This is a genomic window from Hominisplanchenecus faecis (assembly GCF_020687205.1).
GTDB lineage: Bacteria > Bacillota > Clostridia > Lachnospirales > Lachnospiraceae > Hominisplanchenecus > Hominisplanchenecus faecis.
In genome coordinates, this window is the sequence record NZ_JAJEQE010000012.1 from 13,630 (window position 1) to 28,033 (window position 14,404).

Below are 14,404 nucleotides of genomic sequence, written 5' to 3' on the forward strand. Positions count from 1 at the left end.
AATATGCGAATTCCGAATGTTTTCGTGATTTTGAGAGTACAAAGTACGGAAAAATCACGTATGGCTCATTGATATAGACAAACCACAGGGGAGGATACCTATGAATAAAAAAGAGATTTCTGAGTTAAAGAAGCAATTCACACCGGACAACTGTACGATTTCCCGAATCTGCGGCTGTTATGTCGATTCGGAAAAGGAAAAACGTCTGGAGATGCGTGAATCATTTCTTTCGCTTTCTGATGAAGAAATGTTTAAATATTTTGAAATTTTCAAGAAGACACTTTCCGGAACGATCGGCAAAAATCTGCTGAATCTGGAATTTCCACTGAAAGCAGAGGCGGAAGGCGGCGAGCAGGAATTTCTGCTGCGTTTAAAAAACAGCCGTCTGACGGATGATGCTCTTGTCGATGAATGTTATGACAAGATCATCGAACATTATTACAATGCGGAAAATTATTTTATCATTCTCGTACATGCTGCCTACGATGTTCCTGGAAAGGCCAAAGATAATACAGAGATGTTCGATTCTTCCGATGAGGTTTACGAATACATCCTGTGCTGCATCTGCCCGGTCAGGCTCTCCAAAGCCGGACTGTGCTACAACGAAGCGGAAAACCGCATCCGTGACCGTATCCGTGACTGGATCGTGGAACTTCCGGAACGCGGTTTCCTGTTCCCGGCATTTCATGATCGCAGCACTGACCTGCATGCGATGCTCTACTATTCAAAAAAGCCGGAAGAACTTCAGGCAGAATTTGTGGAAAATATGTTTGGCTGTGAAGCTTCCCTTACTGCCGGGGAACAGAAGGAATCATTCCAGGCTGTTATTTCCGACACTCTCGGTGAAGAATGTAATTATGAAACAGTCAAAAATATCCATGACAATCTGACTATGCTGATGGAGGAACACAAAGATGATCCGGAACCGGTCATGCTGGATAAAAGGGAAGTAAAGCAGCTTCTGGAGCGAAGCGGTGTGGAAGATGAAAAGCTTTCTGATTTTAATGCTGCCTATGACAATGCAGTCGGTGAAGATACTTCCCTTATGGCTTCCAACCTTGTAAACACCAGACGTTTTGAGATCAAAACCCCTCTGATCACAATTCAGGTCAGCCCGGAGTATGCTGATCTTGTGGAGACACGTATTGTGGATGGCAAAAAATGTCTTGTTATCACGGTGGATGATAATGTAACCGTCAACGGAATTTCGGCCAAAACAATGGATCTTGATGAATAAATGCTCCGGATCAGGTATCGTTTCTGTTTGATTACGATTCTGAACTAAAAATGGATTCTGCTTTATTTTTATAATTTTTCATCTGTTGATGTCATCTGGACATTACTTGGAGCCGCACTTGTTTATTTTATGTAGGCTGGTTTTGCAATGTGTGAGGCCGGACTTACGCGTGCCAAAAATACCGGCAATATTCTTATGAAGAATATGATGGATTTCTGTATCGGAACTTCCGCATTCTGGCTGGTCGGATTTGGCCTGATGTTCGGCGGAAGCGGTGCTTTTATCGGAAAACTCGATCCGCTGATCCGCGGAAGTTATCAGTTTGGATCTCTGCCGACCTGGTGTTTCGTCATTTTTCAGACAGTTTTCTGTGCAACATCTGCCACGATCGTTTCCGGTTCCATGGCAGAACGGACAAATTTCAAAGCTTACTGTTTATATAGTGCCATGATCTCTCTGATCGTCTATCCGATCTCCGGTCACTGGATCTGGGGCGGCGGCTGGCTTTCTCAGCTTGGCTTCCATGATTTTGCCGGAAGTACTGCCGTACATATGGTCGGCGGTGTCACCGCATGCATCGGTGCAAAAATCCTTGATCCTCGTATCGGAAAATATGACAGGGACGGAAAACCAAAAGCAATCCCCGGTCATAATCTCACCGTTGCCGCACTCGGTGTTTTCATTCTTTGGTTCTGCTGGTTCGGATTTAACGGAGCAAGCACAACTGCAATGTCAACTGACGCCGATCTTACAAAAGCCAGTCTGGTATACATGAACACAAACCTTTCCGCTGCTATCGCAACCTGTACTGCCATGATCTTTACCTGGGTTCGTTACGGTAAGCCGGATGTTTCCATGACATTAAACGGTGCCCTTGCCGGTCTGGTTTACGGCGGAGGTATCCATTATTTCCTGATCCAGCTGCTCGGTGTTGCCTCTGTTATGCTCTTGGTTATCATTACCATGACCATTATTTTCAAGGTCATCGACAAACTTGTTGGTCTGCGTGTTCCGGCTGATATCGAAATCGAGGGCCTGGACTATCACGAGCATGGCCTGGCAAGTGCTTATGCCGGATTCAACATTTCTGATATTACTGCTACGATGGATGTGAATGAAAATACAGATCTTGGTGAATCTGATTATACGAAAGCAAGCGATTCACAGAAAAATGCCGCCGTCAAAGTAGCCGGTGAAGAACTGGTTGCTGCCAATCCAACCGGCATGTACAAAGTTTCCATCCTTGTAAAACTTTCCCGGTATGACAAACTCCGCAAAGCTCTCAATGAACTTGGTGTCACCGGTATGACCGTTACACAGGTTATGGGCTGCGGTATCCAGAAAGGTTCCGGCGAAAAATACCGTGGTGCCGAAGTTGACGCTACACTCCTCCCAAAAGTTAAAGTAGAAGTCATCGGTGGCAATATCCCGGTGGAAAAAGTCATCAAAACTGCCAAAAAATGTCTCTATACCGGTCACATCGGCGATGGCAAGATCTTTGTATATGACGTACGGCATGTTGTAAAAGTCCGTACCGGCGAAGAAGATCTGGCGGCTCTGAAAGATGTAGAATAATCGTTTCAGAAAATACAGGATTTTGCAGCTTCAAAGATCTAAGGAATCTCATCTTGAAGTATAACACTCTGCTTTTAAAAACAGGACATTGGGTCTCATCCCCCATTGTCCTGCTTCTTTTCATTGTCATCTCCCATTGTTCTGCTTCTTTTCATTTTTCCCAGTTTGAAACTGTTTGTCGTGTCACATGAAATAACGCCCCAAATTGCTCTTGTGTTAATTGCTGTTCTTTTCGAATTGTTGATATTTGATTTCCAATATTCATAATAATAAGTTCCTCCTTCTGTCCAAATTATATAGGACAGTTGTATATTAAGTAAAGCAAGGATCTGTTTACAGTGCGTGTATTATAATGCAAAGATTCTTTGACATACGTTTTTTTGAAAATTCCGATTGAGATTTCATCTGTTTTAAGAGTTCAGACTTTTCTGAAAGCTATACCTCTTTTAGAATTAACTCGATATCCGACAGACAAAATCATATCCAAATTATAAATTTTGGGTTTTCGTCCCCCTGTACTTCTGTCGGAAAAACCGACAGAAGTCTCATCCAGTTCTCCTGAAGCAAGAATATTTGAAATATGTTCGCTTACTGTAGCGTGCTTAACATCAAACAACACTTCCATTTGTTTTTGCGTCAGCCAAACTGTCTCCTGCTCAGGATTGATTTGAACTTCTATATTGACATCACCATCTGTAAATAATACGATTTCATTCTTCATCTTTTAGTTCCCCTCCACGAATATTTCCCGATAACATTTCTAATGTAGATTTTACTGTATTTTTCAGATTCAGTCCATCTTTTAGTCCCAACCGGTAGAAAAACATTTCTGCACATACACCCATGTAGCTATACCACTGGCCTCAGAGATGATTCCTGTTATGATTTTACGCATGATATCCTCAAATTCTGCTATTTCCTCTTTGGAAACGGTGTCATAGACATCAGGGTATAGTGGTTATCGGAAGCTGGTGCTCAGGATACAACCATCAAGAAAATTGTGGGACACTCCGGCACTATGACTTTGACCAAAAAAGCTTCACCACATATCTAGACATTTCACCAAGAGTTAAGGGTAAAGAAAAACCCCAGAAACACAAGGTTTCTGAGGTTTGATATACTTTTTCGTATTCTCTTTTTGATAATCGAGATTAACGTTTTGAGAACTGTGGTGCACGTCTAGCTGCTTTGAGACCGTATTTCTTACGTTCTTTCATTCTCGGGTCACGTGTCAGGAATCCTGCTTTTTTCAGGACTGGTCTGAACTCGCCATCTACGTGAAGCAGTGCTCTTGAAAGACCATGTCTGATAGCACCGGCCTGACCTGTTGTACCACCACCGCGTACATTTACCAGTACGTCGTATTTATCAGCTGTCTCTGTTGCTACTAACGGCTGACGAACGATTACTTTCAGTGTTTCCAGACCAAAGTACTCGTCGATATCTCTTTTATTGATTGTGATCTTACCTGTACCAGGTACTACATATACTCTTGCGATAGATTTTTTTCTTCTTCCTGTACCGTAGAATTTGTTAGCCACTGTCATTTACCTCCTGTTAAAATGTTAATACTTCTGGCTTCTGAGCTGCATGTTTGTGATCCGGACCAGCATATACAAAAAGTTTTTTGTACATTTCTCTTCCCAGAGGTCCTTTTGGAAGCATACCTTTAACTGCCAGTTCGATAACTCTTTCCGGTTTCTTGTTTAACATTTCTTTCAGAGTTGTCTCTTTCATTCCTCCAACGTAGTCGGAATGTCTGTAGTAAACTTTCTGTTCCAGTTTTTTACCTGTTACTTTGATTTTGTCTGCGTTTGTGATGATTACATAATCACCTGTATCGATAAACGGAGTAAAGATCGGTTTGTTTTTACCTCTTAAGATCTTTGCTACTTCTGATGCTAATCTACCTAATGTATATCCTGTTGCGTCCACTACATACCATTTTCTTTCGATTGTTGCTGGACTAGCCATATAACTTTTCATGGGGTAACCTCCTGATTGATATTCCATTATGAGTTTCTATAGTAAAATGTCGTTACCGGGGCTTGGATCAGACATTTACATACTTCGTCACATTGCTTAATTATATTATACAGACCCGTGTGTGTCAACCTTTTTTTACATTTTTTACGATTCTTATGAACCTTTTTTACGATTGTGAGTCTGCAAAGCACGGAATGATCCACCGGTATCGCAGTTTTAATTTTTAACCTCAACATCTTAACACTTAAAAGAAGATTTTCCTCACATCATTGAACATCACCACTACCATCAAAAGCATCAGAAGCATCAGTCCGACAAAATGTACCATTCCTTCTTTCTCGGGATCGATCCGTTTCCCACGGATCAGCTCAATGATCAGAAAGACCAGTCTGCCGCCGTCCAGTGCCGGGATTGGCAGAAGGTTCATGACACCCAGGTTTGCTGTCAGAAGGATCGATATGTTCAGCATATTCAGCCATACATAGAAACCTCCGGAGGACTGTGACTCCTGATACGTCTCTCCGATGTAACTCACAACACCGACCGGACCGGACATATCATTGATGCTCGCCTGACCGGTAAAGAGCATTTTAATACTCTCGATTGTCAGCTGAATCCAATATTTTACTTCATAGGCACTGTATTTCAAGGTGCCGAGGATACCGCATTTTTCGCGGTAATTGGAACTGCAGCTGATACCGAAAATGTAACGACCGCTCTCATTTGCAACCGGATCCATCTGAACGGTGATATCTTTGCCGTCGCGTTCTACCGTCATCGTCACGGACTGTTTCTGATGAAAGGTCACATAGTTGGTTACTTCTCTTGCCACATGGATATTGCTGTGATTGATCTTTTTAACAATATCGCCTTCTTTCAGGCCTGCTTCTGCTGCCGGGTATCCGTCACTCACCTGCAGGATCACCGGTTTATCGTACCCGATACTTCCTATAATAAACAGGGACAGTACAAATGCCAGGATAAAGTTAAATACCGGACCTGCTGCAATAACTGAAATCCTTGCCCATACGGATGCCGCTGCAAATGCTCCCGGTTCCATCGTTCCTTCATCTTCTCCAAGCATCATGCAGGAACCGCCAAACGGCAGAAGTTTCCAGGAATATTTTGTTCCTCCTTTGTCAAAGCTTAACAGTCTCGGTCCCATTCCCAGAGAAAATTCCACAACCGTAATGCCATTTTTCTTCGCCAGCAGGAAATGTCCGAATTCGTGAAAAAGAACAATCAGGCTGAAGATCAACAATGCTATAATTATGCTCAATTTACCACCTGCTTTCAATCATTTCATAAGTTTCCTGTTCACACTGCAGGATCTGTTCCACCGTTGGAGCTTCAATCACTTTGTGTGCATCCATACAGGTTTTGATGATCTCGTAAATATCCAGAAAACCGATCTTGCGGTTCAAAAATTTGCTGACTGCACGCTCGTTTGCCGCATTAAATACAGTCGGCATGGAGCCGCCTGCTTTTGCCGCTGCAAAGGCCAGCGGAAGTCCTTCGAAATTCTCCATATCCGGTTTTTCGAAGGTGATCTGTGACAGGCTCCAGAAATCCAGACGTTCTCCGGCCAGATATTCCCGATCTGGATAGAACAGTGCATACTGGATCGGAAGCTTCATATCCGGGGTTCCAAGCTGGGCGATCACCGCACCGTCTTTGTACTGCACCATGGAATGGATGATGCTCTGCGGCTGGATCACAACCTGGATCTGATCCAGTTCCACATCAAACAGCCATTTTGCCTCCATCACTTCCAGTCCTTTGTTTACCATACTCGCAGAATCAATCGTGATCTTATGTCCCATCGACCAGTTTGGATGTTTCAGTGCATCCTCAAGCTGCACATGTTTCAGAAATGCTTTATCTTTTCCGCGGAACGGACCGCCGGATGCTGTCAGCAGGATTTTGTCGATCTGTGTTTTCTTTTCTCCGTTTAAGGACTGGAAAATCGCACTGTGCTCGCTGTCCACCGGAAGGATCTTTACGTTGTATTCTTTTGCCAGAGGCATAATGATATGACCGGCAGTTACAAGTGTCTCTTTGTTTGCAAGTGCAATATCCTTTCCTGCTTTTATTGCTGCAATGGTCGGGCGTATCCCGATCATGCCAACGATCGCTGTCACCAGCACTTCTGCTTCTTCCATTTGTGCGATCTCAAGAAGTCCCTCCATGCCGGAAACGATCTTCACCGGAAGGTCTGCGGTACAGATCCGCAGCTCCTTTGCTTTTTCTTCGTCCCAGACAGCTGCAATCTGCGGATGAAACTCGCGGATCTGGCTCTCCAGCTGTGTAATATTATGACCTGCTGCCAGTGCTTTTACGCAGAGCCTTTCCGGATTGGCACGCACCACATCCAGCGTCTGCGTTCCGATCGATCCGGTTGAACCCAAAACTGCTATATTTTTCATTTGTTCCTCCTTATCTCATCATAAACATGGAAAGATAATAAATAACCGGTGCAGTAAAGATCACACTGTCAAAACGATCCATGATCCCGCCATGTCCCGGTATCAGTGTACCGTAGTCTTTGATGTTGTGATTACGCTTGATCGCTGATGCTGCCAGATCTCCGACCATGGAGATCAGTGCTCCGACTGCACAGATGATCGCATAGGTGATCACCGGATTTTCTGCCTCCAGATGACTGCCTACGACTGCCGCATAGATGGCTCCCAGAAGTGCCGCACCGACAACACCGCCGACGGCTCCTTCCACGGATTTCTTCGGGCTTAAAACCGGAGACATTTTGTGTTTCCCGATCAGCATGCCGACACAGTAAGCACAGGTATCACATCCCCAGGAACACAGAAAGATCAGCCATACAAGAAATGCTCCGTCGCGGATCATCCTGGTCTGATAAATGTAGGACAGCATGACACCCACATAGACCACACCGAAAAAGGCTGCCATCACCTGTTCTGCATGATATTTTGGATAAGAAAACACATAGACAAACATCATGGCGATCAGCACAATGATCAGGTTCATCATCGCATACTCCGAATATCCGAGACTCAGCAGAATATAATGTAAGATCACGCCCAGATATCCCACCACTGCCAGCAGGTTTTCACCCTGTTTCTGTACCTTCACTGCACGGTACAGTTCAAACATACCGATCAGCGATACGATGGTCAGTGTTCCGTACAAAATCCAGCCTCCGCTGCAGATTGTCAGAAGTGCCACTGCCACCAGAACGATACCGCTGATAAGTCTTGTCACAAACATATCTTATTCTCCTTTCACACCGCCATATCTGCGTTCTCTTCCATTATATTTCTCAATGGCCTTTAACAGTTCTTCTTTATTGAATGCCGGCCACGGAACTTCCGTGAAATAGAACTCCGAATAAGCCAGCTGCCACAGCAGATAGTTGGACAGACGCAGCTCACCGCTGGTGCGAATCAGAAGATCCGGATCCGGTATCTCTCTCGTATCCAGATATGCAGAGAAAAGATCTTCTGTGATGTCTTCCGGTTTTACTGCCCCGTCTACGCAGTCCTGGCTGAGCTGACGGATCGCACGCACGATCTCATCACGGCTTCCATAGTTGATCGCAAGGTTAAAATTCAGCCCGGTATTGTTTTTGGAAGACTCAACCAATTCTTTTAAGCTCTCCTGCAGATCATCTGCAAGTGCCGTCGGATCTCCGAGAACACGGACTTTCATATTATTTTCCCTTGCTGTCTTGATACAGGTCTTTGTATAGCTTCGGAAAAGCTTCATCAGCCCGTCAACTTCTTCTCTGGAACGTTTCCAGTTCTCAGTCGAAAACAGATAGACCGTCAGATATTTGATGCCGATATCATAAGCGTCACGGCAGATTTTTTCCAGATTCTTGGCACCGCGTACATGCCCGTAATTACGCGGCATCCCTTTGCTCTTTGCCCAGCGTCCGTTGCCGTCCAGAATGATTGCTACATGTTGTGGAATATTCATACACAAAACCTCCTGTGTGCAAAAAAGCAGGGATGCCACACTGCAACATCCCTGTATTTACCCAATATTTACCTTCTAAGACTACACGGTCATGATCTCTTTTGATTTCTCCTCGATAGCCTTGTCGATATCCTTGATGTACTTGTCTGTCAGCTTCTGGACATTTTCTTCCAGCTCTTTGACTTCGTCCTCGGATACCTCTTTTCCCTTTCCAAGTTTCTTGAATGCATCGTTTGCGTCACGTCTGATATTGCGAACAGCAACTTTTGCACCCTCGCCTTTTTTCTTCACTTCTTTTACCAGATCTTTTCTTCGTTCCTCTGTCAGTTCCGGGAATACCAGACGGATCACTTTTCCGTCGGTATTCGGATTGATGCCAAGGTCGGATGTCTGGATCGCTTTGCAGATCTCTTTGATCAGAGATGCATCCCACGGCTGGATCTGGATCATACGCGGCTCCGGAACGGTAACGTTTCCTACCTGCTGAAGTGGCGTCGGTGTTCCGTAGTACTCTACGGTGATACGATCCAGTACGTGCGGATTGGCACGACCTGCACGGATCGCTCCGAACTCTTCGAGCAGATTGTTATATGATTTTGTCATTTTGACATCGTATGCTTTGATTCTTTCATCCATTTCTGATTCCTCCTGTATTCTGGTATTATACGGTAACTTTTGTTCCGTTGAATTTGCCGTTTACGGTATTGACTATGCTGTTCTCTTCGTTCAGCCCGAAAACAAGCATCGGCATCTTGTTTTCCATGCAGAGAATGGACGCTGCCATATCTACTACGCCCAGTTTGCGGTCGATGACTTCCTGAATAGAGATTTCATCGTATTTTTTTGCATCTGGGTTGGTCTTCGGATCACTGTCATATACACCATCAATGGATTTTGCGAGCAGGATCACATCTGCCTCAATCTCAATGGCACGAAGCACGGTTGCTGTATCGGTGGAAAAATACGGATGTCCGGTACCTCCTGCAAAGAAAGATACAATCCCTTTTTCAAAATATTTATTGACACGGTCTTTTGAGAAAAGTTTTGTAAACGCTCCGCATGCAAACGGTGTCAGGATCTGTGTTTTCATTCCGACAGAACGGAAGATCTCCGATACATAAATGCAGTTCATGACCGTTGCCAGCATTCCGATCTGATCCGCTTTTGTGCGGTCGATATTCTCACTGGAGCGGCCTCTCCAGAAGTTACCGCCGCCGATCACGATGCTGACTTCCAGACCTGCATCGACAATCTCTTTTACCTGTTTTGCTACTTTTGTAACGGTCGGCTCATCAAAGCCCATATGTTTATCACCTGCAAGTGCTTCGCCGCTTAATTTCAATAATACTCTTTTCATTCTGCACCTCAATCTGTTTTTTTGTTTCGAGACAGTTTATGTGTCTGTTTACCTGAAACTTTCTGCTGAGAGTATATCATATTTCCTTTGAAACTACAACTAAGAATTCTCCGAGTACTTCCACGGTTTTTTCCTTCGGTCGGCATATTTTTTTGCACCGGAAGAGAACCTCCGCAAATTTTGCTATACTTTTTCCCGCGTTTTTGTTATAATCACGCTTGGTATCCGCACAGCATACGATCTGTTGCCCGTCGGATACCCGGTAACTCAGAAACATAACCTGAATATGGGAGATATCATATGAATGCAACTTTATTTCTGGATGCTGCACTGGACGCACTGCTTGACAGTCTTCGCATGCTTCCCTTTTTATTTGTAGCTTTTCTGATCCTGGAAGCCCTCGAACACTATTCCAGTAACCGGCTGACGCATTTCTTTCAGCACAAAAAAGGCGGACCGGCCATCGCATCCCTGCTTGGCTGCATCCCTCAGTGTGGATTTTCCACTCTGATCTCAAGCCTTTACTGCGGAGGCATTGTCACAGTCGGAACCTTGATCGCTGTATACTTATCCACTTCGGATGAAGCGATTCTGATCCTTCTTGCACATCCGGATCGGGCCGGTGTGGTCGGAAAGCTTCTGCTCGCCAAACTGATCATCGCCATTCCTGCCGGATATCTGGTTGATTTTATCTGGAACAGATGGAGACATCCTCAGAAACACGTCGAGGATCTCTGTGACCACTGCGGATGTCACGATCATCACGGTATTATAAGGCCGGCACTGAATCACACGTTAAAGCTTTTTGCTTTTATCCTTGTGTTCAATGCCGTTCTGAATCTCCTGCTCGAAGGGATCGGGCTGGAATCACTCTCGAAAGCCCTGCTTGGCGGGACTGTCTTCCAGCCGTTTCTGACTGCACTGCTTGGGCTGATTCCGAACTGTGCAGCTTCTATCCTGATCACGCAGCTCTTCCTGGAAGGTGCGATTAGTTTTGGTTCTGCCGTTGCCGGTCTGTGCACCGGTGCCGGAATTGGACTTGTAGTCTTGTTTAAAACCAGTCGGAATAAAAAAGAATGTTTTGCCATTACCGGTATTCTCTATCTGATCGCTGTGATCGCCGGAATGATCCTGCAGCTGATCGGATAAAACATCCGCATCCGCTTACAGGCACTCTGGCTTCTATTTGATGTCCAGTTTGGCAAAAGCCGCCGCAAACGCGTTATTTAACGGTTCGGCGGCTTCTTTTTGCTGTTTTTTCAGATAACTCTGCACATCCCGTTTGCTGACACCTGCTCCTTCCTTTTCTCTTCGGTTTTTAAATGCTGAAAGTTTCTCTTTGTATCCGCATTTGCAGATAAATGTCTGATCTTCTCCTTTTCCGTACAGTTCCATCTTTTTATGGCATTTCGGGCATCTCGCATTGGATGTTCTGGAAAGAGTTTCCCGATAGCCGCATTCCCTGTCCTGACATACCAGCATTTTGCTGTTCTTTCCATTGACCGCAAGCAGTCTTTTGCCGCACTGCGGGCATTTCTTGTTGGTCAGGTTATCGTGGCGGAAGGTCTGTGTGCCTGCCTTGATCTCACGGATCAGTTCTTCGGTATAATCGCTGATTTCTTCAATAAATGCTTTTTCCTGTAAGTTTCCTTTTGCAATGCCGGAAAGTTTCATTTCCCAGGCTGCCGTCAGCTCCGGTTTCTTCAGTTCGGACGGAACAAGCTCCAGCAGCTGTTTTCCTTTTCCGGTCACATGGATCTCATTTCCCTTTTTCTCCATCAGGAAAGAGTTAAACAATTTATCAATGATATCGGCTCTTGTCGCTACCGTACCAAGTCCGCCCGTCTCACCCAGTGTTTTTGCCGCTTTTGCATCTTTGCTTTCCATGTAGCGGACCGGATTTTCCATGGCGGAGAGCAGCGTTGCCTCCGTAAAATAAGCCGGCGGCGTTGTCTTTCCGGTTGTAACTGTCACTTTTGCGACCGGCATACTATCGCCCTTTTTCACGGACGGCAGCGTCTGTTCTTTCGGTGCCGCTGCCAAATCGTCCGCTTCTTCCCATTCTTCATCCGTTTCAAGATTTTCATAGGCTTCTTTCCAGCCCTGGCTCTTCACAACCTTACCTTTTGCCGTAAAACTCTCTCCTGCCAGCCCGCCGGTAAATACGGTCTGATCATACTCAAATGCCGGAAGCAGTACTGCCAGGAATCTACGTACTACCAGATCATAGACCTTACGCTCTTCGTTTGTCATCGTCTGCAGATCCACAAACTGCTCGGTCGGAATGATCGCATGGTGATCCGTCACTTTTTTATTGTCCACAAAAGAAGCATTTTTGCGGATCGGACGCATGGAAAGGCTTCCTGCCAGTTTACGGTAAGGTCCGACGCTGCATGCTTTTAAACGTTCTTTTAAGGTATCTGCCACATCGGTTGTGATATATCTGGAATCGGTTCGCGGATAGGTCAGCACTTTATGGCTTTCATAGAGACGCTGCATGATATTTAAGGTCTCTTTTGCCGAATATCCAAAACGTTTGTTGGCATCTCTTTGCAGCTCCGTCAGATCATAAAGCCCCGGTGCAAATGTTTTCTTTGCTGTTGTTTTCACCTCTTTGATGATCATTTTTTTGCCGCTTTTGATCTCTGCTTTTACTTTTTTCTCAATTTCATCCATTCTCTGTTTCTGAAATGTGCAGTAACCGGAGCTTTTTGCATCTTTCCAGGTGAAACGCACGCCGCCGGATAAAATCTGCATGCCATAATATTCCTTCGGTACAAAACTGCGGATCTCTTTCTCGCGGTGTGCCACCATCGCAAGCGTCGGTGTCTGGACACGGCCGCAGGACAACTGTGCATTGTATTTGCAGGTCATCGCTCTGGTAGCGTTGATGCCGACCAGCCAGTCCGCTTCTGCCCTGGCTTTTGCCGCATGGTAAAGATTGTTGTACGCTCTGCCGTCACGCAGGTTTGCAAATCCTTCGCGGATGGCTTTGTCTGTGACTGAGGAGATCCACAGACGTTTGATCGGCTTTTTGCATTCTGATTTTTCCAAAATCCAGCGTGCTACCAACTCTCCTTCTCTTCCGGCATCGGTCGCAATGATAATCTGATTTACATCCTTGCGGAACAGCTGCTTTTTCACAAGCCCATATTGCTTTGCCGTCTGTCTGATAACAACAAGCTGCATTTTTTCCGGCATCATCGGCAGTGTTTCCATGTCCCATTTGCTGTATTTTTTATCGTATTCTTCCGGATCTGCAAGCGTCACCAGATGTCCCAGTGCCCAGGTTACAATGTACTTGTCCCCCTCGAGTGCTCCCGGAATGTTTTTGCTGCAATGTAAAACTCTTGCAATATCTCTTGCCACAGAAGGTTTTTCTGCGATCACTAATGATTTCATATGCTTCTTCCTCTTTTCTTCTATTTTGTTTTGGGTTTTATCTGATGATCAGTCGCTGTGTATGATATCTGAACTTGTTTGCTTTGTTCCTTGTGCGGATCTGAAATCTATTGTAAACGAAATTTTCGCTCATGTCACGAAGTTTAAGTCGAACATATTTTAATCGGAGAGTCAAGCGGATACTCTCAATGAAAGCAGAGAACTTGCCTGATTTGATCAAATATCTGACTGTGATATATTTCAGCCTGTTTTCAGTTTTTTATGCTATACTGATGATGCCAGGGTTACAGAATTTCGCAAGTACGCAGTACAGAGCAATTCGTATGGCATCATCAATTATAATATTCATTCGCAGGCACTGTTTGCAATGTCTGATCTTATCTGCTGCCGAAAGCAACAATGTGGAGGCTTATATTTCGTTCTTACGCAAGAAATTCCACTATCTGGATTCGAAAGTCACGATCGGAACTGTCCGCAAAGTCTGCTACCGGCTGGAAAGTGAGGAAACATCATGATCAAAAAACTGCGTCGCAAATTTGTGATCATCAACATGTCCCTGGTTGCCGTGATCCTCTGTGTGGTGCTTGGCATGTTCTGTTTCACCCGTGTACACGCTTTTCGTGCAGAAAGTGAAATAGTAATCCGGCATTCTGTCCACAATATCGGAAAGGCCATCCCGGAAGAAGACCTGCCACATCTGTTTGAACGCTTTTACCGCACCGACAAATCGCGAGCCCGCACGGACGGCGGTTATGGACTTGGTCTTGCCATCGCTCAGACCATAGCAAAAAACCACCGTGCTAAGATCACGGTGGTCAGTGCCAAAAATCTCGGTACTTCTTTTACGGTCACATTTCCTGTGTCAAAAGAAAAAGAATCTGCCTGATTTC

General features: G+C 45.0%; 15 protein-coding genes and 1 pseudogene. 5 read left to right on the top strand and 11 right to left on the bottom strand.

Annotated elements, in window-relative coordinates:
- The first annotated feature begins 100 nt into the window (after nt 1-100).
- Nucleotides 101-1,237, top strand: a complete 1,137-nt coding sequence (locus LKD42_RS05310) for a DUF4317 domain-containing protein (RefSeq protein ID WP_248835024.1) — start codon at nt 101-103, stop codon at nt 1,235-1,237.
- Between the two features lie 129 nt (nt 1,238-1,366).
- Nucleotides 1,367-2,812 (top strand): annotated as a pseudogene (locus LKD42_RS05315) (ammonium transporter).
- Nucleotides 2,813-2,963: 151 nt separating this feature from the next.
- Here the strand turns inward: LKD42_RS05315 and LKD42_RS05320 are convergent.
- The 10 genes from LKD42_RS05320 to pyrH form a co-directional block, all read right to left on the bottom strand.
- Entirely contained in the window at nt 2,964-3,077 is a 114-nt protein-coding gene (locus LKD42_RS05320; RefSeq protein WP_248835026.1) for a helix-turn-helix transcriptional regulator, read from the bottom strand.
- Nucleotides 3,078-3,230: 153 nt separating this feature from the next.
- Entirely contained in the window at nt 3,231-3,533 is a 303-nt protein-coding gene (rhuM, locus tag LKD42_RS05325) for a RhuM family protein (protein ID WP_248835027.1), read from the bottom strand.
- A gap of 430 nt (nt 3,534-3,963) precedes the next feature.
- On the bottom strand, nt 3,964-4,353 hold the full coding sequence (gene rpsI, locus LKD42_RS05330; RefSeq protein WP_248835028.1) for a 30S ribosomal protein S9: 390 nt from the start codon (nt 4,351-4,353) through the stop codon (nt 3,964-3,966).
- A gap of 16 nt (nt 4,354-4,369) precedes the next feature.
- Complete coding sequence (gene rplM / locus LKD42_RS05335; RefSeq protein ID WP_022118729.1) at nt 4,370-4,798, bottom strand: 50S ribosomal protein L13; 429 nt, start codon at nt 4,796-4,798, stop codon at nt 4,370-4,372.
- Nucleotides 4,799-5,042: 244 nt separating this feature from the next.
- Complete coding sequence (rseP, locus tag LKD42_RS05340) at nt 5,043-6,077, bottom strand: RIP metalloprotease RseP (RefSeq protein WP_147631848.1); 1,035 nt, start codon at nt 6,075-6,077, stop codon at nt 5,043-5,045.
- 1 nt (nt 6,078) lies between these two features.
- Nucleotides 6,079-7,224, bottom strand: a complete 1,146-nt coding sequence (gene dxr / locus LKD42_RS05345; RefSeq protein WP_173896210.1) for a 1-deoxy-D-xylulose-5-phosphate reductoisomerase — start codon at nt 7,222-7,224, stop codon at nt 6,079-6,081.
- A gap of 10 nt (nt 7,225-7,234) precedes the next feature.
- Nucleotides 7,235-8,044 (bottom strand): phosphatidate cytidylyltransferase, encoded by an 810-nt coding sequence (locus LKD42_RS05350; protein ID WP_022118732.1) that lies wholly within the window; start codon nt 8,042-8,044, stop codon nt 7,235-7,237.
- Between the two features lie 3 nt (nt 8,045-8,047).
- A complete protein-coding gene (locus tag LKD42_RS05355) occupies nt 8,048-8,755 on the bottom strand; it encodes an undecaprenyl pyrophosphate synthase (RefSeq protein WP_173897611.1) in 708 nt (235 codons plus the stop codon).
- Nucleotides 8,756-8,836: 81 nt separating this feature from the next.
- A complete protein-coding gene (frr, locus tag LKD42_RS05360) occupies nt 8,837-9,391 on the bottom strand; it encodes a ribosome recycling factor (RefSeq protein WP_147631844.1) in 555 nt (184 codons plus the stop codon).
- A 25-nt stretch (nt 9,392-9,416) separates the two neighbouring features.
- Entirely contained in the window at nt 9,417-10,112 is a 696-nt protein-coding gene (gene pyrH / locus LKD42_RS05365; protein ID WP_022118735.1) for a UMP kinase, read from the bottom strand.
- Nucleotides 10,113-10,412: 300 nt separating this feature from the next.
- Here pyrH and LKD42_RS05370 point away from each other — a divergent pair, with 300 nt between their 5' ends.
- Nucleotides 10,413-11,261 carry a putative manganese transporter gene (locus LKD42_RS05370; RefSeq protein ID WP_147631843.1) on the top strand — a complete coding sequence of 283 codons (849 nt, stop codon included), beginning with the start codon at nt 10,413-10,415 and terminating at the stop codon, nt 11,259-11,261.
- A gap of 33 nt (nt 11,262-11,294) precedes the next feature.
- On the opposite strand, the gene LKD42_RS05375 is transcribed toward LKD42_RS05370, so the two are convergent.
- Complete coding sequence (locus LKD42_RS05375) at nt 11,295-13,514, bottom strand: DNA topoisomerase III (RefSeq protein ID WP_248835029.1); 2,220 nt, start codon at nt 13,512-13,514, stop codon at nt 11,295-11,297.
- Between the two features lie 323 nt (nt 13,515-13,837).
- Here LKD42_RS05375 and LKD42_RS05380 point away from each other — a divergent pair, with 323 nt between their 5' ends.
- Both LKD42_RS05380 and LKD42_RS05385 read left to right on the top strand, forming a co-directional pair.
- Entirely contained in the window at nt 13,838-14,029 is a 192-nt protein-coding gene (locus LKD42_RS05380) for a helix-turn-helix domain-containing protein (RefSeq protein WP_331464816.1), read from the top strand.
- Entirely contained in the window at nt 14,026-14,400 is a 375-nt protein-coding gene (locus LKD42_RS05385; RefSeq protein ID WP_248835030.1) for a sensor histidine kinase, read from the top strand. Before LKD42_RS05380 ends, LKD42_RS05385 begins: the two co-directional genes overlap by 4 nt.
- Nucleotides 14,401-14,404: the final 4 nt, after the last annotated feature.